The organism is Actinoplanes sp. CA-142083 (assembly GCF_050942195.1).
In the GTDB taxonomy this organism is placed as follows: Bacteria; Actinomycetota; Actinomycetes; order Mycobacteriales; family Micromonosporaceae; genus Actinoplanes.
Genome location: NZ_CP192076.1, coordinates 7,093,626 through 7,115,879 on the forward strand (window position 1 = coordinate 7,093,626; position 22,254 = coordinate 7,115,879).

General features: G+C 72.0%; 23 protein-coding genes. 13 read left to right on the top strand and 10 right to left on the bottom strand.

What is annotated here, in order from left to right; all coding sequences use genetic code 11:
* The first annotated feature begins 10 nt into the window (after window positions 1-10).
* Window positions 11-574 carry a helix-turn-helix domain-containing protein gene (locus ACQPZX_RS32605; protein ID WP_433363698.1) on the top strand — a complete coding sequence of 188 codons (564 nt, stop codon included), beginning with the start codon at window positions 11-13 and terminating at the stop codon, window positions 572-574.
* On the opposite strand, the gene ACQPZX_RS32610 is transcribed toward ACQPZX_RS32605, so the two are convergent.
* Complete coding sequence (locus ACQPZX_RS32610) at window positions 571-1,224, bottom strand: response regulator (protein WP_433363701.1); 654 nt, start codon at window positions 1,222-1,224, stop codon at window positions 571-573. The genes ACQPZX_RS32605 and ACQPZX_RS32610 overlap by 4 nt on opposite strands.
* Window positions 1,221-2,534: a sensor histidine kinase gene (locus tag ACQPZX_RS32615; RefSeq protein ID WP_433363704.1), complete on the bottom strand. Its 1,314-nt coding sequence runs from the start codon at window positions 2,532-2,534 to the stop codon at window positions 1,221-1,223. Before ACQPZX_RS32615 ends, ACQPZX_RS32610 begins: the two co-directional genes overlap by 4 nt.
* A gap of 128 nt (window positions 2,535-2,662) precedes the next feature.
* On the opposite strand from ACQPZX_RS32615, the gene ACQPZX_RS32620 reads away from it, so the two are divergent.
* Genes ACQPZX_RS32620 through ACQPZX_RS32635 form a run of 4 tightly spaced genes read left to right on the top strand, consistent with a single transcriptional unit; the run spans window position 2,663 to window position 6,169 of the window.
* Window positions 2,663-3,223, top strand: coding sequence for a hypothetical protein (locus ACQPZX_RS32620; RefSeq protein WP_433363707.1), 561 nt, complete (start codon window positions 2,663-2,665; stop codon window positions 3,221-3,223).
* On the top strand, window positions 3,220-4,314 hold the full coding sequence (locus ACQPZX_RS32625) for a peptidoglycan-binding protein (protein ID WP_433363710.1): 1,095 nt from the start codon (window positions 3,220-3,222) through the stop codon (window positions 4,312-4,314). Before ACQPZX_RS32620 ends, ACQPZX_RS32625 begins: the two co-directional genes overlap by 4 nt.
* Window positions 4,311-4,988, top strand: a complete 678-nt coding sequence (locus tag ACQPZX_RS32630) for an ABC transporter ATP-binding protein (protein ID WP_433363713.1) — start codon at window positions 4,311-4,313, stop codon at window positions 4,986-4,988. Before ACQPZX_RS32625 ends, ACQPZX_RS32630 begins: the two co-directional genes overlap by 4 nt.
* Window positions 4,985-6,169 (top strand): ABC transporter permease, encoded by a 1,185-nt coding sequence (locus tag ACQPZX_RS32635; RefSeq protein WP_433363716.1) that lies wholly within the window; start codon window positions 4,985-4,987, stop codon window positions 6,167-6,169. The genes ACQPZX_RS32630 and ACQPZX_RS32635 overlap by 4 nt, the downstream gene beginning before the upstream one ends.
* Here ACQPZX_RS32635 and ACQPZX_RS32640 read toward each other — a convergent pair.
* Both ACQPZX_RS32640 and ACQPZX_RS32645 read right to left on the bottom strand, forming a co-directional pair.
* Window positions 6,112-6,591, bottom strand: a complete 480-nt coding sequence (locus ACQPZX_RS32640) for a hypothetical protein (protein ID WP_433363718.1) — start codon at window positions 6,589-6,591, stop codon at window positions 6,112-6,114. The two genes, ACQPZX_RS32635 and ACQPZX_RS32640, sit on opposite strands and share 58 nt — an antisense overlap.
* A 161-nt stretch (window positions 6,592-6,752) precedes the next feature.
* On the bottom strand, window positions 6,753-7,250 hold the full coding sequence (locus ACQPZX_RS32645) for a hypothetical protein (protein ID WP_433363721.1): 498 nt from the start codon (window positions 7,248-7,250) through the stop codon (window positions 6,753-6,755).
* A gap of 192 nt (window positions 7,251-7,442) precedes the next feature.
* Here ACQPZX_RS32645 and ACQPZX_RS32650 point away from each other — a divergent pair, with 192 nt between their 5' ends.
* A complete protein-coding gene (locus ACQPZX_RS32650) occupies window positions 7,443-8,636 on the top strand; it encodes an IS30 family transposase (protein WP_433363724.1) in 1,194 nt (397 codons plus the stop codon).
* Between the two features lie 546 nt (window positions 8,637-9,182).
* Here the strand turns inward: ACQPZX_RS32650 and ACQPZX_RS32655 are convergent.
* The 4 genes from ACQPZX_RS32655 to ACQPZX_RS32670 all read right to left on the bottom strand — a co-directional run bounded on the left by ACQPZX_RS32655 (window position 9,183) and on the right by ACQPZX_RS32670 (window position 14,739).
* Window positions 9,183-10,778, bottom strand: a complete 1,596-nt coding sequence (locus ACQPZX_RS32655) for a GMC oxidoreductase (protein WP_433363727.1) — start codon at window positions 10,776-10,778, stop codon at window positions 9,183-9,185.
* Window position 10,779: 1 nt separating this feature from the next.
* A complete protein-coding gene (gene kstD, locus ACQPZX_RS32660) occupies window positions 10,780-12,384 on the bottom strand; it encodes a 3-oxosteroid 1-dehydrogenase (RefSeq protein WP_433385527.1) in 1,605 nt (534 codons plus the stop codon).
* Window positions 12,385-12,599: 215 nt separating this feature from the next.
* Window positions 12,600-13,643: an LLM class F420-dependent oxidoreductase gene (locus ACQPZX_RS32665; protein WP_433363730.1), complete on the bottom strand. Its 1,044-nt coding sequence runs from the start codon at window positions 13,641-13,643 to the stop codon at window positions 12,600-12,602.
* Between the two features lies 1 nt (window position 13,644).
* Window positions 13,645-14,739, bottom strand: a complete 1,095-nt coding sequence (locus tag ACQPZX_RS32670) for a Zn-dependent alcohol dehydrogenase (protein ID WP_433363732.1) — start codon at window positions 14,737-14,739, stop codon at window positions 13,645-13,647.
* A gap of 89 nt (window positions 14,740-14,828) precedes the next feature.
* Between ACQPZX_RS32670 and ACQPZX_RS32675 the strand changes: the two genes are divergently transcribed.
* From ACQPZX_RS32675 to ACQPZX_RS32690, 4 genes are read left to right on the top strand one after another with little or no spacing between them, the layout of a single operon-like run.
* Window positions 14,829-15,440: a TetR/AcrR family transcriptional regulator gene (locus ACQPZX_RS32675; RefSeq protein WP_433363735.1), complete on the top strand. Its 612-nt coding sequence runs from the start codon at window positions 14,829-14,831 to the stop codon at window positions 15,438-15,440.
* Window positions 15,441-15,475: 35 nt separating this feature from the next.
* Window positions 15,476-16,237 carry a glucose 1-dehydrogenase gene (locus ACQPZX_RS32680; protein ID WP_433363737.1) on the top strand — a complete coding sequence of 254 codons (762 nt, stop codon included), beginning with the start codon at window positions 15,476-15,478 and terminating at the stop codon, window positions 16,235-16,237.
* A gap of 1 nt (window position 16,238) precedes the next feature.
* Complete coding sequence (locus tag ACQPZX_RS32685; protein WP_433363740.1) at window positions 16,239-17,138, top strand: SDR family NAD(P)-dependent oxidoreductase; 900 nt, start codon at window positions 16,239-16,241, stop codon at window positions 17,136-17,138.
* Window positions 17,135-17,614, top strand: coding sequence for a pyridoxamine 5'-phosphate oxidase family protein (locus tag ACQPZX_RS32690; RefSeq protein ID WP_433363743.1), 480 nt, complete (start codon window positions 17,135-17,137; stop codon window positions 17,612-17,614). The genes ACQPZX_RS32685 and ACQPZX_RS32690 overlap by 4 nt, the downstream gene beginning before the upstream one ends.
* On the opposite strand, the gene ACQPZX_RS32695 is transcribed toward ACQPZX_RS32690, so the two are convergent.
* A complete protein-coding gene (locus tag ACQPZX_RS32695) occupies window positions 17,615-19,123 on the bottom strand; it encodes an aldehyde dehydrogenase family protein (RefSeq protein WP_433363746.1) in 1,509 nt (502 codons plus the stop codon).
* 32 nt (window positions 19,124-19,155) lie between these two features.
* Window positions 19,156-19,896 (bottom strand): SDR family oxidoreductase, encoded by a 741-nt coding sequence (locus tag ACQPZX_RS32700; RefSeq protein ID WP_433363748.1) that lies wholly within the window; start codon window positions 19,894-19,896, stop codon window positions 19,156-19,158.
* Between the two features lie 38 nt (window positions 19,897-19,934).
* Between ACQPZX_RS32700 and ACQPZX_RS32705 the strand changes: the two genes are divergently transcribed.
* From ACQPZX_RS32705 to ACQPZX_RS32715, 3 genes are read left to right on the top strand one after another with little or no spacing between them, the layout of a single operon-like run.
* Complete coding sequence (locus tag ACQPZX_RS32705) at window positions 19,935-20,681, top strand: enoyl-CoA hydratase family protein (protein ID WP_433385530.1); 747 nt, start codon at window positions 19,935-19,937, stop codon at window positions 20,679-20,681.
* Window positions 20,678-21,520, top strand: coding sequence for a CoA transferase subunit A (locus tag ACQPZX_RS32710; protein ID WP_433363751.1), 843 nt, complete (start codon window positions 20,678-20,680; stop codon window positions 21,518-21,520). The genes ACQPZX_RS32705 and ACQPZX_RS32710 overlap by 4 nt, the downstream gene beginning before the upstream one ends.
* Window positions 21,517-22,209: a CoA-transferase subunit beta gene (locus ACQPZX_RS32715; protein WP_433363754.1), complete on the top strand. Its 693-nt coding sequence runs from the start codon at window positions 21,517-21,519 to the stop codon at window positions 22,207-22,209. The genes ACQPZX_RS32710 and ACQPZX_RS32715 overlap by 4 nt, the downstream gene beginning before the upstream one ends.
* Window positions 22,210-22,254 lie beyond the last annotated feature (45 nt).

Here is a 22,254-nt window from a genome sequence, read left to right on the forward strand (position 1 = left end):
GGTACGACGCGTGGCCCAGCCCCCCGTGGGCGGCGTCGCGATCGGCGGCCGGCTCCGCGCCGCCCGGCAGGCCCGGGGGCTCACCCTGCAGCAGGTGGCCGACGCGACCGGCCTCAACAAGGGCTTCATCAGCCGCCTCGAGCGCGACGACGTGTCGCCGTCGGTGGCGTCGCTGATGTCGATCTGCGCGGTGGTCGGCATCCGGGTCGGCGAGCTGTTCGAGCCGCCGGCGACCTCGCTGGTCCGCGCGGGCAAGGGCCGCCCGATCAACTTCGGCGGCAGCAAGGTCAACGAGCTGCTGCTGACCCCCGGCACCCAGAGCCACCTGCAGGTCATCCACTCGACCGTCGAGCCGGGCGGCAGCGGCGGCGACGAGCTCTACACCCTCGACAGCGATGTGGAGTTCGTCTACGTGATCCGGGGCCGGCTGCGGATCACGCTCTCCGACGAGTCGGTGCTGCTGGACGCCGGCGACGCCTTCACCTTCCCCGGCCGCGAGCCGCACACCTGGGCCAACGCCACCGACGGCGACGAGGAGTGCGAGGTCATCTGGGTGCTGGCGCCCGCCCCCTAGCGCTCGGCCAGCCCGCACTCGTATCCGAGGATCACCGCCTGAACCCGGTCGCGCAGGCCGAGCTTGGCCAGGATCCGGCCGAGGTGGGTCTTCACCGTGCTCTCGGCCAGCGAGAGCGCCACCGCGATCTCGGCGTTGGACAGCCCGCGCGTGATCAGCGTCAGGATCTCGCGCTCGCGTCCGGTGAGGGCGGCGAGCCGCTCGTCGGCCGGCGGCGGGCCCGGCGACCGGCCCAGGTAGTGCGCGAAGAGGCGGCGGGTCACGCTGGGCGCCGCGACCGCCTCGCCGGCCACGACCACGCGTACGGCGTTGACCAGGTCGGCGGCGAGGGCGTCCTTGAGCAGGAAGCCACTGGCCCCGGCGCGCAAACCGGCCAGGACGTACTCGTCGAGGTCGAACGTGGTCAGAATGATCACCTTCGCCGCGTGCGGACCGGACCGGATGCGCCGGGTTGCCTCGATGCCGTCAAGACCCGGCATCCGTACGTCCATGAGCACCACATCCGGACGCGTCCGAGCCACCACGTCGAGGGCTTGAGCCCCGTCGGCCGCCTCCCCCACCACCTCGATGTCGTCGGTCTCGTCGAGCACGAGCCGAAACCCGGTGCGCACCAGCGTCTGGTCGTCCACCAGCACCACCCGCAGCGTCATGACCGAGCCGGAACGGCCGCCAGCGGCAGCGTGGCGGACAGCCGATATCCGGCGCCGCCCGGGCCCGCGCCGGTCTCCAGGTCACCACCCAGCATGGTGACCCGTTCCGCGATGCCGCGCAGGCCGTTGCCGTGCCCATCCACGCCGCCGGCGAGCCCCACCCCGTCGTCTACGACCTCCACGCGTACCCGATCGGGCTGAAACTCCAGCAGTACGCGCGCGACCGCGCCCGGTCCGGCGTGCTTGAGGGTGTTGGTCAGGGCTTCCTGCACGATCCGATAGGCCGAGAGATCCACCGTCGCCGGCACCACGTCGGGCACGCCCTCGATGGTCAGCTCGATCCGCATGCCGGCCGCGCGCAACTGGTCGACCAGCGCGGGCACGTCGCCCATGCCGGGCAGCGGGTCGAGCCGCACCGCGTCGGTCGACGGGCCGGTGCGGCCGGCCGCGAGCAGCCGGCGCATCTCGGCCAGCGACGACCGCCCGGTCTCGATCACGTGCTGGAGCGCGTCGGCCGAGCGGTCCGGATGCCGTTCCAGCGCCGCGGCCGCCCCCTGGGCCTGCACGACCATCACCGACATGCCGTGCGCCACCACGTCGTGCAGCTCGCGGGTGATGCGAGCCCTTTCGGCGGCGACGGCCAGTGCCGCCCGCTGCCGCTCCTCCCGGGCCAGGTCGGCGGTCCGCTGCTCGACCGCGGCCAGGTGCGCGCGGCGGCTGCGGATCCCGTCGCCGACCGCGAACGCCGCGAACGACAGCAGCCAGATCTCCAGCACCGCCTGCCCGGTGTCGACCAGCACGTCGACCGTGACCACCCGCTTCGACGGCGCCGGCTTCCCGGTCACATCCCGTTCCACCACCATGACCTGGGCTTCCTTGGCGGCCTTCGCCTGCTTTTCCTCGACCTGCACGCCCAGCCGGCCCACGAGCATCGCGAAGTAGGTCAGGACCATGGTGAGCGCCAGGATCCCGAAGGCGAGACGCCGGCGGCGAGCGGCCGCCGCCACCGTGTACAGCACCAGCGGCAGCGCCAGGTCGAGCAGCTGGAACTTGGTCTGGAGCGCCAGGTGCCCGAACGACCCGGCCGCGACCAGCGCCAGCGCGGCGACCGGGAGGTGCTGCCGGATCAGCAGGCCGGCCAGGACGAGCCCGGAGAACAGCCACCAGCCGGAGGACACCGGGATGAGGGACTCGGCCGACCTTTTCGCCGCCAGCGCGCCCGTCACGAGCTGCGGCCCCAGGGTCAGCGCGAGCAGCGCCAGCGCCAGGGCGGCGTCGGTCAGCAGTCGGTGCCGCGAGAACCGGGACATGCGCCCATCGTAGGAAGCGCGGCCGCCGGAAGCGTCAGACTCAGGTACTACATCGCCGGTGCCGATTCCGCCCGGATTCCCGACCGTGGGTTGACGAGTCGCGAAGCCGTGACCGTCACCGTGAGGGCATGACCAGGACAACGTCCACAGTGCTCATCGCCGCGGTCCTCGCCGCCGGGCTCGCCGGGTGCAGCGCCGACCCGCCAACCCCGTCCGCGTCCGCGTCCGCCTCCGCGAACCGCCAGCAGCTGCTGAGCCTCGGCCAGGAATGGGTCGAATGCCTGCGCGACCACGGCCTGACCCGGATGCCGGACGCCCAGCTCACCCAGGACGGCTACCTCCAGTTCCCGCCCGCGGGCGACTACAACTGGAAGGACGACCTCCGGACCCACAAGGCGATCATCGACGCCTGCCAGCCGATCGAGGACCGGTACCCGCCCAACGCGTTCCGCCCCAAGGAGCAGTACAGCGCGGACGACCTGCGCAAGCTGGCCGAGTTCGCGAAATGCGTCCGGGCGCACGGCCTGCCCGACTTCCCCGACCCCAACCAGGCCGGCGAGTTCGACCTCAGCGGCACCCCGCTCGCCAACGGCATCCCCGGCAACCTGCGCGACCAGGCCGACGAGGCGTGCAAGAGCGTCTGGAGCGGCGACGTCAAGATCACCGGCGGCACCGGGGTGAAGAAGTGAGCCCTCGGCGCGGCGCGGTCGCGGTGGTCGCCATCGCGGTGACCGCGCCGCTCGCCGCCGGGGTCGCCTACGCCGCCCGCTCCGAGCCGAAGGCCGCCGCCACGCCCACCGCCGAGATCTCCACCGGGACCGCCACCGTCCGGCGCGGCACCCTCACCCAGACCACCCAGCTCAGCGGCACGCTTCAATACACCGGCTCGTACACGGTCGACTATCAGGGCGATCCCGGCATGCTCACCGCGGCGCCGTCCCCGGGCGCCGTGATCGCTCGCGGCGATGTCCTCTTCCGCGTCTCCGACGCGCCGGTCCGCCTTCTGCTGGGTGCCGTCCCGGCCTTCCGAGATTTCTCGTACGGCATGAGCGACGGCCCGGACGTGCGTCAACTCGAGACCAACCTGTCCGCCCTCGGTTTCGACCCGCACCACCGGATGACCGTCGACCGGCACTTCAGCGCCGCCACCGCCGCCGCGATCCGCCGCTGGGAAGCGTCGTGGGGGCGACCGTCCTACCAGCGCACCGGCCGGCTCGATCAGGCGCAGGTCGTCTTCCTGCCCACCGCGATCCGGGTCACCGCGCTGCCGGCCCGCGTCGGCGCGGCGGTGGCGCCCGGCGTCACCGTGCTCACCGGCACGTCGACGAATCGCGCCGTCGTGGCGCAGGTCGACACCGCGCAGGTCGCCGCCCTGCACGTGAACGACGAGGTCGAGGTCTCCCTGCCGGACGCCGGGCCGATCCCCGGGCGGGTCACCGCGATCGGCAGGGTGGCGACGGCCCCCTCGGCCGAGTCGCCGGATCAGCCCGGCGACCCGAACGCGGCGACGGTCCCGGTGACCGTCACCGTCCGCCTGCCCCGCGGCTTCGCCCTCGACCGGGCCCCGGTCACGGTCGACGTCATCGTCGGCACCCGCCCGAATGTGCTGCTGGCCCCGATCGCCGCCCTCCTCGCCCGGCCGGGCGGCGGATACCAGGTGCGGCTGCCCGGCGGCGGTCTCGTGCCGGTCGAGCCGGGCCGCTTCGACCAGAGCACCGGCCAGGTCGAGATCGTCAGCGGCCTCACCGAGGGCCAGTCCGTGGAGGTGCCGGCCGCATGACCGACGTCCTGGAGCTGATCGACGTGCGCAAGGTCTACCCCGGCACCCCGCCGGTCGAGTCACTGCGCGGCATCACCGTCACGATCCGCCGCGGCGAGCTCGTCGCCGTCGTCGGGCCGTCCGGGTCCGGCAAGACCACGCTGCTCAACCTCGCCGCCGGCCTGGACCGCCCCTCGTCGGGCTCGGTGCGCATCACCGGCCAGGCGGTCGAGAAGCTGCGCGACCGGCAGCTCTCCGGGGTCCGCGCGCACCGCCTCGGCGTGGTGTTCCAGCAGTTCATGCTGCTCGACCGGCTGACCGCCGCCGAGAACGTCGCGACCGGCCTGCTCTACCGCGGTGTGCCGGGCGCCGAGCGCCGCCGGGCCGCCGCCGACGCCCTCGAGCGGGTCGGCCTCGCCCACCGCGCCGGCTTCCCCGCCGCGCACCTCTCCGGCGGGGAACGGCAACGGGTGGCGATCGCCCGCGCGCTGGTCGGCCGGCCCGCCCTCGTGCTGGCCGACGAGCCCACCGGCAACCTGGACTCGGTCGCCGGGCAGGGCGTGGTGGCGCTGCTGCACGAGCTCAACGCGGACGGCGTCACCATCGTCGTCATCACGCACGACGAGCGGATCGCGGCGGCCATGCACCGCCGCATCGAGATCCGCGACGGCCTGGTAGTCGGGGAGGCACAATGAAGTCCCACCTACGTCTCGCCGATCTGCTGCCGGTGAGCACGGTCGGCCTGCGCTCACGGCCGGGCCGCGCCGCCCTTTCTGTCCTCGGCGTCGCCATCGGAATAGCCGCCATGGTGGCCGTGCTCGGCGTGACCCGGTCCAGTCAGGCCGACGTGCTCGCCCAGATCGACCGGGTCGGCACCAACCTGCTGACCGTGGCCAACGGCAAGACCCTCCGGGGCGGCGAGGCCGAGCTGCCGGACACCGCGGGGCCGGCGGTCGCCCGTACGCAAGGAGTGCTCTCGGCCGCCGCGACCGCGACCCTGCCGATCCAGGTCTATCGCAGCGACCGGATCCCCAGCGGCCGCACCGGCGGCCTCTCGGTCCGCGTCACCGACCCGGCCCTGCTCGCCACCCTCGACGGGACGCTGCTGCACGGCCGTTTCCTGGACGCCGCGCTGATCCGCTACCCGGCCGTCGTGCTCGGCCATTACGCCGCAACGGTGCTGGGCATCGGCGACGTGACCGGCCGCCCCCGGATCCGGGTCGGCGACCGCTGGTACACCGTCGTCGGCGTGATGGCGCCGGTCGACCTGGCGCCCGAACTGGACACCGCCGCGTTCATCGGCGCGCCCATCGCCGCGCAGGACTTCGGCTATCAGGGAAACCCGACCCGGATCTTCGTACGCGCCCGGACCGACCGCACCACCGAGGTGGCCACCATGCTGGCCCGCGCCGCCGCTCCCGAACACCCGGAGGAGGTTGCCGTGAGCCGCCCGTCCGAGGCGCTCACCGCCCGGCTGGCCGTCACCGGCGGCACCACCGTGCTGCTGCTCGGCCTCGGCGGCGTGGCCCTGCTGGTCGGCGGCATCGGCATCGCGAACGTGCTGGTCATCTCCGTGCTCGAGCGGCGCGGCGAGATCGGCCTGCGCCGGGCCCTGGGCGCCACCCGCGGCCACGTCGGCGCCCAGTTCCTCGTCGAGTCGGTCCTGCTGGGCGCCGCCGGCGGCCTGACCGGCGTGGTCCTGGGCACCGCCGTCACGTACGCGATGGCGGCCGCGCGCGGCTGGCAGACCCTCGTCCCCGCGTACGCGGTGGGCGCGGGCCTGGCAGCCGCGGCTCTGATCGGCGGTTGCGCGGGGCTCTATCCGGCCCTGCGCGCCGCCCGTCTCTCCCCGACCGAAGCGCTGCGCACGCTCTGACCTCGGCCGGCCTGGTGGACCACCTCGGCGATCCAGGCCATCGCCTCCGGCACGTCGCAGTTGTCGGCGTGCGGCTGGTTCCACGCGAGCCGGTAGTTCACATCCCTGACCTGCCGGTCCGCGTCGAGCGCACGGTCCAGCGGGTCGATCAGCCGCACCTGGTCGTCGACGATCGTGCCGCGCTTGCGGGTGTACTGCGCCCACGTCAGCCCGGTGTCGTCGAGACCGCTGCCGTCACCGGCGACGTTGTTGTGGTCCCAGCTGTACCCGGTGTAGTTCAGGTACCGCTGGTTCGCCGGTCCGAACAGGTTGGTCTCGGCGCCGCTGGTCGTGTTGCCGTTGACCCCCAGCGGGTCGAAGGCGGGCGTGGACTTCAGCGTGGCCTGGGTGGCGACGAAGTCGAGGTAGTTCTTCATGTCCACCGACCGCACCTTGCCGGTGGCGACGTCGACGTCGATCCAGTTGTGACGTAGGTCTTCGTCGTCGGCGGCGTCCCCGGCGGCCCTCCACCCTGGATGACGAACGTGCCGCCAGCGGCGGGATCGTGCCGGTCTTCAAATATGTCTCCGCCGACCTGATGACTTCATGCTTGATCGTGTCGAGCAAGTTCCCGGCGCTCAGTCCAAGACCCAAGCTTGGAGCTCGCGTACGAGGCGCCGGCGGTCACGCTGGCCTTGATGTAGCTCGCCATCCAGCCCGCGTTGTTGACCGCGAAGTAGATCGGCGCCCGCTGGTCGCCGGCCGTGGACTCCGCGACGAAGACGTTGATGCTCTGGTAACCGCACCGAGTGTTGCTGATAGTGGTCGTCCCGCCGATGCCGGTCTGCTGCGCCGCCGCGGCCACCGGCGCCGCGACATCGCAGATCTCCTTGTACCACCGCACATTGGTGGCCTGGCCGTCGACCGTGACGGTGAAGGACGTGTAGTTGGCCGGGTCGAAGGTGAGCGCGGCGTCTTCGGCGTCGGCCGAATGGCCGCCGCCCGGGTGAGATGACGCCGCCTGCGGCGCCAGGGTCGCCGCCAGAGCAATGGAACAGCCGATGAGAGCAACATGTCTTGAGGACGCCCACAAGCGCTGCATGCCAGGCAGGTTTTACCTTGGCTAAAGGATTCAACAATATCGTCGATAATCGTGCAGCCAACGCCGCGACCGACGCGGCGCCCCCTGTGGACATCCGCCCAAAGTTGTCATACCCACCTGCTCTGCTCGACCCCACCCAGTGCCCCGGATTCCAGGGGTCGTCGCAACACCTCGTTCTGAGGGGTTTGTGTGATGGAGCAGGTGGTCCGGGATGGGTCGGTCGACTACGCCGGTCGGTCGTTGTTGCGGCGGGAGGCCTACCTTGCTCTGGTGGATCAAGGCATGGGGTTCCGGCGGGCGGCTCGGATTGTCGGGGTTTCCTATCGGCTGACTAAACGCTGGCGTAACGGGCCGAAGCCGATCAGGTCGGCCGCTGAGCGTTCGGTGCGGGGCCGGTATCTGAACGCTGACGAGCGTATCCATATCGCTGACCGCCGCCGGGAGCAGGCGTCGGTCCGGCAGATCGCCGCGGAGCTCGGCCGGGATCCGTCCACGGTCAGCCGGGAACTGCGCCGCAACGCCCATCCGGACAGCGGGAGCTACCGGCCGTATGCGGCGCAGCGGCGGGCCGAGGCCCGCCGACCCCGCCCGAAACCCCGCAAGATCGACGCTAGCCCGCAACTGCGGGCGCTGATTCAGGACGGCCTGGACCTGCGGTGGAGTCCGGAGCAGATCGTGCGACGCTTGCGCCGCGATCATCCTGACCGGCCGGAGCTGTCCGTGTGTCCTGAGACGATCTACCAGGCCCTCTACCTGCAAGGCCGCGGCGGTTTACGCCGCGAGGTCGCGGCCGCGCTGCGCACCGGGCGGGTGATGCGCCGCCCCCACCGCAGCGCAGGGCAGCGCACCCCGCGGATGGCCACCGACATGATCATGATCAGTGAGCGGCCGGCCGAGATCGAGGATCGGGCGGTGCCCGGGCACTGGGAAGGTGATCTGATCATCGGCAAGGGCAACAAGTCCGCGATCGGCACCCTGGTCGAACGGCACACCCGCTACCTCATGCTGGTGCACCTGCCGGACGGGCGACGGACCCCGGACGTGTTCCGCGACGCCTTGATCACCACGATCACCACTCTGCCCGCGCATCTGCGCCGGTCGTTGACCTGGGACCAGGGCAGCGAGATGCACCTGCACCACCAGTTCAGCCTGGCCACCGACATGAGCGTCTACTTCTGCGACCCGCATTCACCCTGGCAACGCGGCACCAACGAGAACACCAACGGCCTGCTGCGGCAGTACTTCCCGAAATCCACCGACCTAGCCGTGCACAGCCGTGAACACCTCGACGCGGTCGCGGTCCAACTCAACGGCCGCCCCCGCAAAACCCTCGGCTGGGACACCCCCGCCGAACGCTTCGCTAAACTCCTCACCCAAGCCAACTGACCAGCAGTGTTGCAACGACCCCCAGAAACCGCCTGCCGGGGCGGGGGATGGCCTGTGGGCGCCGCGGAGATCAACAACGCACCGGCCGGCGCGGACGTCGTTGCGTCGATCGGCGGCCGAGCAGGGCCGGCGGTGCCCTAGGCGGCCCGAGTGGACGCGGCCCCCGCCATCCGTGCCGCCCGCGCCAGCCCGCGCCACCCGCGCCCGCGCCCACCCACGTCGTCGGCACCGCCCGCCCGACCGCGCCCGACCGGCAAGATCTGGCCGGCAATATTCCCGAAAGCCGTCGGCCGGCAGCTTCCCCGCACGATATTGATGAGTTGCCGTCAGCCGCGCGCCGGAACTCACCATCCTTCGTGGCCGCCGGAGATCGACTACCCGAAATATCTGGATATAATTGGCAGGGCATGCCGCCGCTTCTCGCGATGTGGCCGGAACGCCCAGTCACCGGGAACGGCCCGCCGCCATGCGGGACCGGTCCCATCAGTCCGGCCAATCCACCGGCCGAGCAACCGCATGCCGGCCTGGAACGCCCCGCCGCCTCGGCTAAAGCAAGTCGGTCGCGATGATCTTCTCGATGTTGCGCTCGGCCAATGCGGTGATCGTGACGAACGGGTTGACCCCGGTGCTGCCGGGGATCAGCGAACCGTCCATCACATACAGCCCCGGATACCCGGGCAGCCGGCCGTAGTTGTCGGTGGCCTGGTTGAGGATGCAGCCGCCGAGCGGGTGGTAGGTGAAGTCGTCGCCCCAGACCTTGTTCACGCCGAACAGGTCGCTGCGGTAGACGGTCACCTGCGCCCTGTTGATCTTGTCGAAGAGCCGTTTCGCCGCGTCGACGGCGGGCTGGTTCTGCGCCGTCTGCCAGCTCAGGTCGACCGCCCCGGTCGCGCCGTTGTAGGTGAACCGCGCCCGGTTGGGGTTCTTGGTGATGGCCAGGTACAGGCTGACCCACAGCTCGGTGCCGGCCGGGAACGGCGCGATCTCGGCGAAGACCGGCCCGGCGGCATCGGCCCAGTTGTCGATGCCCATGGCCGGCATGCCCGACTCGAGCGCGCCGGTGGTGTTCCAGATGTGGTTGGCGCGGGCCACCATCACGTTGCCGTTGTTTCCCCAGCCCTGCCCGACCGCGTCCGGCAGGTTGGGCAGCTTGCCCTGCGCCCGCATCGCGACGAGCAGCTTGCTGGTGCCGACGCTGCCGGCCGCGAGGAACACCCGGTCGGCCCGTACGGTCTTGGTGGTCACGGTGGCGCCGCTCGTGTCGATCTGGTTCATCGTCACCGAGTAGCCGCCCGCTGCGGCCGGCGCGACGGCGGTCACGACGTGCTGGGCGGTGACGGAGAGCCGTCCGGTGGCGGCCGCCGCGGCGAGATACGTCTTGTCCAGCGACCGCTTGCCGTAGTTGTTGCCGTAGATGACCTCGCTGGCCAGCGCCGACCGCGGCGCCGTGTTCGCCTGCTCCTGCTTCATGTACGCGAAGTCGTACACGTTGTTGAGGAACGTCGTCGTGAAGCCGGAGGCCTTGGCCTGATCGCGGCTGACCCGCGCGTACCGGTAGCAGTCGGCGCTCTCGAACCACGCGGTGTCGATGCTGTTGACGCCCAGCCCGGCGTTGGCGCGCGGGAAGTACGTGCCGTACATCGAGGCGGCGTCGACCGACGGCAGGATCTGGCTGAAGTAGTCCCGTTTGGGCACCACCGCCATGCCGCCGTTCACCAGCGAGCCGCCCCCGACGCCACGGCCCTGGTAGACCCGGATCCCGGCGAACTTCTCGGAGTCGAGGATCCCGGTGTACCGGGGGATGGATTTGTTGACGCCGATGCCGAGGAAGTAGCCGAGGGGCTGGTCGGTGGTGGTCCGCAGCCAGTACGAGCGCTGGTCCGGGTTCAGCATGTCGCAGAAGACCTTGCCGTTCGAGCCGGCGGTGTTCCACGCCATGCCCATCTCGATGACGGCGGTGGCGATGCCGGCCTGGGTCAGGCGCAACGCGGCGACCGCGCCGCCGTAACCGCTGCCGACGACGAGCGCCGGAACGTGGTCGCCGTTGGCGATGGTCGCCCCGGCGGCGGTAGCGCGCGCGAGCAGGAAGGCGGCCGGTGTCCCGAACACGGCGGCACGAAGGAGGGTGCGACGGCGTGCCATGTCAGGCTCCGTTCGCTAGGTCATTGGCCGCTATGTAGCCGAATGTCATCGCGGGGCCGATGGTCGAGCCGGCGCCCGCGTAGCTGTGTCCCATCACCGCCGCGCTGGAGTTCCCGGCCGCGTAGAGCCCGGGAATCACCGAGCCGTCGGTGCGCAGCACCCGGGCGCGGGCGTCGGTGCGCAGCCCGCCCTTGGTGCCGAGGTCGCCCGGCACGATCTTGCAGGCGTAGAACGGCGGCAGCCACAGCGGCGCCAGGCACGAGTTCGGCATGACGGCCGGGTCGGTGTAGTAGTGGTCGTAGGCGCTGTCGCCACGGTGGAAGTCGGTGTCCTTGCCGTTGAAGGCGAAGCCGTTGAACCGGCTGACGGTGGCGGACAGCGCGGACGCCGGGACGCCGATCTTGCCGGCCAGGCCGGAGAGGGTCAGCTCCTTGAAGACCGCGCCGCTGCTGTACCAGGAGGAAGGGAACGGCAGGGCCGGCGCGGTATCGCGGAACAGGTACCGATTGCGATAGTTCTGGTCGAAGATCAGCCAGGCCGGGATGTCCGGCGTGATGCCGTTCTTGTCGTACATGACGTGCACGACGTCGCTGTACGGCGCGGCCTCGTTGACGAACCGCTTGCCGGCACTGTTGACCATCAGGCTGCCGGGCAGTGTGCGCTCGGCCAGGCAGAAGTACGGCTCCTCGGGCAGCGGGATCGCCGGGCCCCACCACGCGTCCTCCAGGAAGTCGGTCGCCGCGCCCGCGCGCAGTCCGGCCCGGATCCCGTCGCCGGTGTTCTCCTTGGCGCCGACGGTCCAGTCGACGCCGATCGGCTGCCGCTGATAGGCCAGCCGCATCGCCAGGTTGTGCTCGAAACCGCCGGCTGCCACGAGGACGCCGCGGTTGGCGGTGACGCCGGTCGAGACGCCGTTGCGGGTCACGACCACCCCGGTGGCCCGCCCGCTCGCGTCGAACTGGAGCTCTTCGAAGGGCGAGTTCAACCACACGGGTACGCCCGCGCCGGCCAGCCCGGCGCGCAACGCCCCCGCGAGTGCCTGTCCCATCGTGAGCGGCGTCTTCCCCGCCAGCGTGGCGGCCGTGTACCGCGCGACGCACTCGGCCGCGACGGCGGTGCCCTTCACGTTGACCAGCGCCAGATTGAGCCACTTGTAGTCAGCGCTGAACACCGTCAGGCCCGCGGGCGTCGGCAGATACGCCGGATTCAGGTTCGCCAGCTCGGCCCCGAGCAGCTTGCCGTCGAACATGTCGGGCTCGATCGAGCGGCCCCGCGCGATGCCGCCGGGCAGCTCGGGGTAGTAGTCGGAGTAGCCGTCCATGTAGCGGAAGCGCAGCGGGCTGTTCGCCATGACGAACGAGATCATCGCCGGCCCGTTGCCGAGGAAGGCCTGCTGCTTGGCGGTCGGCACGTCGGCGCCCACCACCGCGGCGAGATAACTGGCGGCCTTCGCGGGCGTGTCCGGCACGCCGGCCGCGAGGATGACCTGGTTGTTCGGGATCCAGATGCCGGCGCCGGAGCGGGCGGCCGAGCCGCCGAAGGTGGGCGCCTTCTCCACGACGAGGACGCTGAGCCCGCGCTTGGCGGCGCGCAGCGCCGCGGTCATCCCGGCCGCGCCGCAGCCGATGACCACCACATCGTACGAGGGCTGGGCGGCCCGCGCCGGACGACCGAGCGCGGACGAACCGGCGACCAGGCCGGTTCCGAGGGCGGCGGCGCCGGCGAGGACCTGGCGCCGATTCAGATGAGCGGTCATCGCGAAAGCTCCTCAGAGGTTGGAGCTATAACGCGTTCTACTATCAGCCCGCTCGAACCCTGATGTCAAAGGGCTTCGTCTATAAGAACCTGTTTCAGTTCTGCGACGTCCTTGATCCGCTCGGCCCGGGTGGCCGCGAGCGGCGAGACCAGCAGCGTGGTCACTCCCGCGGCGGCGAGCGACGCCAACCGGACGCGCAGATCATCCAACGGGCCGACGAGCGCGGTCGCCCGGACGAGCCGCTCGGGAACCGCGGCGGCCGCCTCCTCGCGCCGCCCGCTCAGGAACAGCTCCTGGATCGTCGCGGCCTCGGTGGGGTAGCCGTAGCGCCGGATCAGGTCGTTGGAGAAGTTCCGCCCGCGGGCTCCCATCCCTCCGATGTAGAGCGCGAGCTGCGCCCGGTGCCGCGCCAGCAGCGAAGGTGCCGGCTCGGCGACGGCGAACGGCAGCGGCACCATGATGTCCAGCGGCCCGAGCGCCGGGTCGCGCCGGGCCAAGCCCTCGGCCAGCGCCGGCCCGAACACCCGGTCGATGGCCTCCGGGTCGAGGAAGAGCGCCTGCCAGCCCTCGGCGATCTCGGCGGCGAGCGCGACGTTCCGCGGTCCCATGGCCGCCAGCAGGATCGGGATGCGGTCGCGGACCGGCCGGTTGATGAGCTTCAGCGGCTTGCCCAGCCCGCCCGGTAGCGGCATCCGGTAGTGCTCGCCCTCGTGGACCAGGACCTCCCGGCGCCACACCCGCCGGCAGATGTCCACCACCTCGCGCGTGCGCGCGAGCGGCGCGTCGTACTTGACGCCGTGGAACCCCTCGATGACCTGCGGGCCCGACGCGCCGAGGCCCAGCGAGAAGCGGCCGCCCGAGACGTAGTCGATGCCGGCCGCGGTCATCGCGGTCAGCGTCGGCGTGCGGGTGTACAGCTGCATCACCCCCGACGCGAGCTGCATGCGGCTGGTGCGGGCGGCGAGGTAGCCGAGCTGGCTGACGGCGTCGAAGCTGTACGCCTCCGGCACCACCACCAGGCCGGCGCCGGCCGCCTCGAACTCGACCACCTCGTCGACCGCGGCCGCGAAGCCCTCCCCGCTGTACCCCAGTTGTATGCCGAGCCGCATGTCAGGCGCTCGGGTCGTTGATGATCACCTGCCGGATCACGTCCCCGCGGCCGAGCGCGGCGAGCGCGTCGTCGATCTCCTCGAGCCGCAGCCGGTGCGACACCATGCCCTCGAGGTCCAGCCGGCCGGCCCGCCACAGCGCGATGAGCCGGGGGAAGTCGCGCGGCGGGTAGGCCGAGCCGTACAGCGAGGGGATGATCCGCTTGCCCTCGAAGAGCAGCTCGAACGGGTTGAACTCGACCTGGTGCTCGGCCCGTCCGGCGCCGACCACGACGACCGTGCCGCCGCGGCGCGCGGCCGTCCACGCCGTACGCAAGGTCTGGGGAACCGCGACCACGTCGAAGGCGTAATCGAAGCCCTCGCCGCCGGTTATCTCGGCGGCGAGGTCGCTGAGTCCCTCGGGCGTGACCGCGTGGGTCGCGCCGAAGCGGCGGGCCACGTCGAGCTTCTCGGGCACGGTGTCGACAGCCGCGATGACCGCCGCGCCGGAGAGCCGGGCGCCCTGGATCGCCGAGATGCCCACCCCGCCGCAACCGATGACCACGACGCTGTCGCCCGGGCGGACCTGCGCGGTGTTGACGACCGCGCCGACCCCCGTCATCACCCCGCAGCCGACCAGCGCGGCCACCTCGTAGGGCACGTCCGGCTCGATCCGCACGGCGCCGATCCGGGGCACCACCATCTCCTCGGCGAACGCGCCGCAGCCGGCCATCCCGAACACCGGCAGGTCGCCGGCCATGAAGCGGGGCATCGCGTACCCGGTCATCACGTGGGTCATGCACAGGTACGGCATTCCTCGTACGCACTCGGCGCAGGTGCCGCAGGACGGCATCCAGTTGACGATGACGCGGTCGCCGGGCGCGAGGTCGTCCACCCCCTCGCCGACCTCGAGCACGTCGCCGGCCGCCTCGTGGCCGAGCACCGCCGGCACCGGCTGGGGCAGGCCGCCGTCGCGGGCGGACTGGTCGGAGTGGCAGACGCCGGCCGCCCGGACCCGCAGCCGGATCTCACCCGGGCCCGGGCCGAGCACGGTCACGTCGTCGCGTATGTCGAGCTTCTCGTCGTCGCCGATGCCGTGGAGAACCGCCGCCCGCATCTCGCCACCCCCTCCGGAAACTAGAACGCGTTCTACGCTAACGGCCGCCGTGGAACCGAGCAAGCACTTGGGCAAGTAGCATCGGGCTGGTGACGACCACGAAGAAGGCCGCGCCGCCGTCCGAGCGCCGCGCCCATCTGATCCGGCTGGCCGCCGACCTGTTCGCCGAGAAGGGTTTCCGGGCCACCACGGTCCGCGAGATCGCGGACGCCGCCGGCATCCTGTCCGGCAGTCTCTACCACCACTTCGACTCCAAGGAGTCGATCGGCGACGAGATCCTGCGCGAGTTCCTCGACGACGTGCTCGCCGGCTATCGCGAGGCCGCCGCCGGCGATGGCGACCCGCGGGTCGCCATCGAGCAGATGGTGCGCTCGAGCACGGCGGCGCTCAGCCGCCACCGGGCCGCCCTGACCATGCTGCAGAACGACTGGGCCTACTTCAGCGCCCAGAAGCGCTTCGCCTACCTGCGGACCGCGATGAAGGAGATCGAGCAGACCTGGATCGACCAGCTCGAGCGGGGCAAGCAGACCGGCCAGTTCCGCGCCGACCTCGACCCGCGGCTCATCTACCGCCTGCTGCGCGACATCCTCTGGATCCCCACGTCGTGGAAGCAGAGCCGGGGCAAGTCGTGGAACACCGACGAGATCGTGGACGGCTTGCTGCGGTTGCTTTTCGACGGCATCAGCACGCATCGGGAGTGATACCCTCCCAAGCAAACGCTTGGTAGGGGGCTCCGATGGGACGTCTCGACGGCAAGGTTGCTCTCATCACCGGCGGCGCCCGCGGCATGGGCAAGTCGCACGCCCGGCATTTTGCCGCCGAGGGCGCCCAGGTGGTCATCGGCGACGTGCTCGACGACCGCGGCCGGGCGGTCGCCGACGGCCTGGGTCCCGACCGCTGCCAGTTCGTGCATCACGACGTGACGAGCGAGGACGACTGGGCCGCCGCCGTGGCCGCCACGGTCTCGGCGTACGGAAAGCTCGACGTCCTCGTCAACAACGCCGGCATCCTCAAGCACGGCCCGATCGCCGAGATGGATCCGGCCGAGTTCCGCCGGGTCATCGACGTCAACCTGGTCGGCTGCTGGCTCGGCGTGCACACTGTGGTGCCGGCGATGGTCGCGGCCGGCGGGGGCTCGATCGTGAACGTGTCGTCGATCGAGGGCTTCGCCGGCGCCGCCGGCCTGTCCGCCTACAGCGCCAGCAAGTTCGGCATCCGCGGGATCACCCGCTCGGCCGCGCAGGAGCTCGGGCCGTCCGGCATCCGGGTCAACTCAGTGCACCCCGGCGGCGTGATGACCTCGATGGCGCTCACCGCCGCCGAGGTGATGACCGGGGTCGACCCCACCGCTTTCCTCAAGGCGCTGCCGATCGCCCGGTTCGCCGAGCCGATCGAGATCTCCCGGCTGGTCGCGTTCCTGGCCTCCGACGAGTCGTCGTACACGACGGGCGCCGAGTTCCTCGCCGACGGCGGCCTGCTCGCGGGCCCGGGGTACTGAGATGGCCCTCCTCGACGGCAGGGTTGCTGTGGTCACCGGCGCCGGGCAAGGGCTCGGCGCCGCCGAGGCGATCGCGCTCGCCGCGGCCGGCGCCCGGGTGGTGCTCAACGATCTGCCCGGTCCCGGGCTCGACGCGGTGGCGGCCCAGATCCGCGACGCCGGCGGCGAGGCGGCGGTCCGCCCCGGCGACGTCGCCGAGTGGTCGACCGGCGAGGGGCTGCTTTCCGCTTTCGACGGCGTCGACATCCTGGTCAACAACGCCGGCGTGCTCCGCGACCGGATGGTCTTCTCGATGTCCGAGCAGGAATGGGACACCGTGATCCGGGTGCACCTGCGCGGCCACTTCGTCACCACCCGGCTGGCGACGGCGTACTGGCGCTCGCTGTCGAAGACAAGCGGGCGGCCGGCCTACGCCCGGATCGTCAACACCGCCTCGGAGGCGTTCCTGCTCGGCTCGGCCGGCCAGCCCAACTACGCCGCCGCCAAGGGCGGCATAGTCGCGCTCACGCTCGCCACCGCGCGCGGATGTGCCCGATACGGCGTGCGCGCCAACGCCATCTGCCCGCGCGCCCGCACCGCGATGACCGGCGAGCTGATGGGCCCGCCGCCGGACGGCCCCGACCCTCTCTCCCCCGCCCGGGTCGCGCCGCTGGTCACCTATCTGGCCGGCCCGGCCGGCGAGCGCATCACCGGCGAGGTCTTCGTGGCGCACGGCGACGTGGTGGCCGTGCTCGGGCCGCCGACGGTCCGGGCCGCGTTCCACGCCTCGGGCTCCCAGTGGACGCTCGACGAGCTGGACGCCACGCTGGGCAAGGTGTTCACCGCAGACCCGCCGCAGCCCGGCTTCGTCTGCGAGGAAACCCTGCCCTTGGCCGAGTCCACCTTCGGGGAGAGCGAGTGAAGCAGCGCGACACCGTCTCGATGCCGCCGTCCGACATCGAGAAGTTGTTGGAGGGCAGCCGCAAACTCCAGCTCGCCACCATCAACCCGGACGGCACGCCGCATCTGGTCAGCATGTTCTACGGCATGCGCGACGGCCGGATAGCGTTCTGGACCTACCGCGCCTCGCAGAAGGCCCGCAACCTGGCCCGCGACCCGCGGGTGACCTGCCTGGTCGAGGACGGCGACGACTACTTCGAGCTGCGCGGCGTCCAGGTGACCGGCGTGGTCACGCGGATCGACGACTTGGCCGGGGTGACCGAGGTCGGCCGGCTGGTCGCCGCGCCGATGCCCAGCCCGGCGGTCGGCGACCTCCCGCCCGAGCAGATCGCCGAGGCGCTCGACGGGTACGTCGCGCACGCGGCGACAAAGCGCGCGGCGTACCTCGTCGAGCCCCGGAAGGTGGTCAGCTGGGACCACCGCAGGCTGGTGAGCTAGCTACATCATCTCGTCGGTGGTCGGGATCAGGACCGTCTTTACCTCGGTGTAGGCCTCGATCGACGTGCGGCCGCCCTCGCGGCCGAGGCCCGACTGGCCGAACCCGCCGAAGGCCACGTGCGGCTCCAGCTGGTAGCCGTTGATGCCGACCGTCCCGGCCCGCACCGCGCGCGCCAGCCGGATCGCCCGCTTGACGTCCGACGTGTAGACGGTGGCGGCCAGGCCGTACGAGGTGTCGTTGGCCAGCCGGATCGCCTCGTCCTCGTCGGTGAACGGCACGACCGCCAGCACCGGGCCGAAGATCTCCTCGCGGGCGATGGTGGCGTCGTTGGACACGTCGGCGAAGACCGCCGGCTCGACGAAGTTGCCGGCCGCCAGCTCGCCGTCGGGCCGCCCGCCGCCGCAGACCAGCCGGGCGCCCTCGGCCTGCCCGCGCTCGATGTAGCCGAGCACCCGGTCGAGCTGCCGCGGGTTGATCAGCGGCGAGGCGGTGACCTCGGGGTCGAAGGGATCGCCGTACGTGACCAGGGTCGTCATGCCCTCGGCGATGGCGAGGAACTCGTCGTACACGTCGCGGTGGACCAGCGCGCGGGAATGCGCCACGCACGCCTGCCCGGAGAGGCCGAGGGTCACGGTGCCCATGGTGAGGGTGGCGGCCGCGTACACCTCGGCGTCGGGGAAGACGATCGACGGGCTCTTGCCGCCGAGCTCGAGGCTGACCCGCTTCATCCCCTCGGAGGCGGCCGCGAGGACCCGCTTGCCCACGGCCCGGCTGCCGGTGAAGGTGATCTTGTCAACCAGCGGGTGGGTGATCAGCGCCTCGCCGGTCGGATCGCCGGGGCCGGTCACCACGTTGAGCACCCCGGCCGGCAGGCCCGCCTCCTCGAGCAGGCGCGCCAGCCGCAGCGCCGCGAACGTCGCGAACTCCGACGGCTTGAGCACGACCGTGCAGCCGGCCGCCAGGGCGGGCGCGACCTTCTGCGCCGCGAGCAGCAGCGGGCCGTTCCACGGCACCACCGCGGCCACCACGCCGACCGGCTCGCGCAGCGTCATCACCAGGTGGTCGCCGCCCTGATAGCCGGGAAGCGTCTCGCCGCCGAGCTTGTCGACCCAGCCGGCGTGGTGCTCGAAGACGTCGGCCACGCACTCGATCGACATGGCGTACTCCTCGCCGAAGGTCAGCGGGACGCCGTTGTCGAGCGCCTGCAGCGTGCGCAGCTCGGGAGTGTGCTCGCGGATCAGGTCGGCCGTGCGGCGCAGCACCCGGATGCGTTCCTTGGCCCGGGAGCGCGGCCACGAGCCCTCGTCGAAGGCGCGGCGGGCGGCGCGCACGGCCGCGTCCACATCGGCGGGCGAGGCCACCGCGAAGTCGCCGACCGACTCGCCGGTGGCCGGGTGGGTGTGTGTCCAGGTGCGGCCGTCGGCCGCGGGGCGCCAGGCGCCGCCGATCAGCAGTTCGCCGGTGGCCAGGCCGACCGCGTCCCGCCTCGTCTTGATCGAGAGAACCATCCGGCACCTCCGGTGGGCAACTGGAACACGTTCTACTTCTGCGCAGGGTACGCCGTGCCTCGCAGGTGCGCCAGATACCCCGGCCACTCGCCGCCGCCGTGCACGGCCACCGCCGCGCCGCTCACATAGGAGGCCAGCGGCGAGGCGAGCAGCAGGCAGACGCCGGCGACCTCCTGCACCGTGGCGGGCCGGCCGAGCGGGACAGTCCGCGCGACCGCCTCGGGATCCAGCCCGCCGTTGCCCACCGGGCCGGGGACCACGCTGTTGACCCGCACCGCCGGGGCCCACTCGGCGGCCAGGCTGGTCGCCAGGTGGTGCAGGCCGGCCTTGGCCGCGCCGTACGCCGCGGTGCCGGGCGACGGGCGCGTGCCGCTGACGCTGCCCACCATGAGGATGACGCCGCCCTCGGGCTGCGCGGCCATCACCGCGTGGGCCGCCTGCGAGACGTGCAGCGGGGCGATCAGGTTGAGCTCGATGACCCGCGCGTGCAGCCGCGGCGAGGCCGTGGCGGCCGCGGCCTGCGGAGCGCCCCCGGCGTTGTTCACCAGGACGTCGAGGCGGCCGAACCGGTCCACCGCGGCCGCCACGAGCGCGGCCGCCTGGTCGGGGTCGCGCACGTCGGCCTGGAAGAAATCCGGCAGGTCGCGGGACCGGCGGCCGCAGACGAGCACCCGGGCGCCCGCCGCGCGGAAGGCCGCGGCGATGGCCGCGCCGATCCCCCGGGTCCCGCCGGTGACCACCACGCCGCGCCCGGTGAAGTCGAGGGGGTCCATCGGCAGAGCCTAGCCGACCAAGCAAGCGCTAGGTTAGCCTGAGCGGCGTGGGCGTACACCTGGATCGCGGCGCCGTCGCCGAGGTGGTGATCGACTTTCCGCCGGTCAACGCGGTGCCGGCGGCCGGCTGGCTGTCCATCGCCGATCTGGTCACCGCGGCCGGCGCCGACCCCGGCACCCGGGTGGTCATCCTGTCCGCCGAGGGCCGCGGCTTCTGCGCCGGCGTGGACATCAAAGAGATGCAGCGCTCCCCCGGCCACGACGTGCTGCTGGCCGCCAACCGGGGCTGCGCCGCCGCGTTCGCGGCCGTCTACGACTGCCCGGTCCCGGTGATCGCCGCGGTGCACGGCTTCTGCCTGGGCGGCGGCATCGGCCTGGCGGGCAACGCCGACCTGATCGTGGCGTCCGGCGACGCGACGTTCGGGCTGCCCGAGGTCGACCGGGGCGCGCTCGGCGCGGCCACACACCTGGCCCGGCTGGTGCCGCCGCAGCTGATGCGCACGATGGTCTACACCTGCCGCACGGTCACCGCCGCCGACCTGCACCGCTTCGGCACCGTCCACGAGGTCGTCCCCCCGGGCCGGCTGCGCGCCGCCGCGCGGGCGGTGGCCGGCGAGATCGCGGCCAAGGATCCGGTGGTGATCCGGCGGGCCAAGGAGGCGCTCAACGGCATCGACCCCGTCGACGTGAAGCGGTCGTACCGGTTCGAGCAGGGCTTCACCTTCGAGCTCAACCTCAACGGCGCCGGCGACCGCGCCCGGCAGAAGTTCGTGGAGGAACGATGACGGTGATGACCGTCGACGACGTGGTCGCCGAGCTCCGCGACGGGATGACGATCGGCATCGGCGGCTGGGGTTCCCGCCGCAAGCCGATGGCTCTGGTGCGGGCGATCTGCCGGGCCGCCCTGAAGGACCTGACCGTCGTCTCCTACGGCGGGCCCGATGTGGGCCTGCTGATCGCGGCCGGCTGCGTCCGCCGCGTGGTCACCGGTTTCGTGTCCCTGGACAGCATCCCGCTCGAGCCACACTTCGGCCGGGCCCGCCGCGAGGGCAAGATCGAGCTGACCGAGTACGACGAGGGCATGCTCTACTGGGGACTACTGGCGGCCGCCAATCGGTTGCCGTTCCTGCCGATCCGCGCCGGGCTCGGCTCCGACGTGATGCGCGTCAATCCTTCGCTGTCGACGGTGCGGTCGCCGTACGCGGATGGCTCTGAGCTTGTCGCCATGCCCGCGCTGGAGCTGGACGCGGCGCTGGTCCACCTCAATCGCGCCGATAGGCGCGGCAACGGCCGCTACCTGGGCCCGGATCCGTATTTCGACGACCTGTTCTGTCTCGCCGCCGGCCGCCGCTATCTTTCCTGCGAGCGGCTGGTCTCGACCGCCGAGCTGCGCGATGCCGGGCCGCCGCAGGGCCTGCTGCTCAACCGGATGATGGTCGACGGCGTGGTGGAGACCCCGCGCGGCGCGCATTTCACCAGCTGCGTCCCCGATTACGACCGCGACGAGGCGTTCCAGCGGGAGTACGCGACGGCGGCCGCGAGCCCCGAGGATTGGGACCGTTTCCGCGCGACCTATCTGGACGGCGACGAGGAGCACTATCAGAAGGCGGTGGCCGCGCGATGAGCCGGGCCGACGTCTGCGTGGTGGCGTGTGCCGATGCCTGGCGCGGCGACGGCGCGGTGCTGGCCTCGCCGACCGGCCTGATCCCGCGGCTGGGCGCCCGGCTGGCGCAGCTCACCTTCGCCCCCGACCTGCTGCTGACCGACGGCGAGGCCACCCTGCTGCGCGAGGACGAGGCCGAGGGCTGGCTGCCGTACCGGGCGGTGTTCGGCGTGGTCGCGGCCGGCACCCGGCACGTGATGATGGGGGCGAGCCAGCTCGACCGGTTCGGCAACCAGAACATCTCGTGCATCGGCGACTGGGCGCGGCCGGCCCGGCAGCTGCTGGGTGTGCGGGGCGCGCCGGGCAACACGGTCAACCACACCACCAGCTACTGGGTGCCCCGGCATGCGCCGCGCGTGTTCGTCCCGCAAGTGGACATGGTCAGCGGCGTCGGCTTCGATCGCGGCGCCGTCGAGATCCGGGTGGTGGTGACCAACCTGGCGGTGCTGGATTTCGCGACGCCCGACCACTCGATGCGGCTGCGGTCGGTGCATCCCGGGGTGCCGGTCACCGAAGTCGTTGCCGCCACCGGGTTTCCGCTCGTGGTGCCCTCCGAGGTGCCGCAGACCCGGTCGCCGACGGAGGCCGAGCTGGCGCTGCTCCGCGACAAGCTCGACCGGGAAGGCCTGCGGGAGAAGGAGATCCGGTGAGAACCCGGCTCACCGAGCTGCTCGGCTGCCGGCACCCGATCGTGC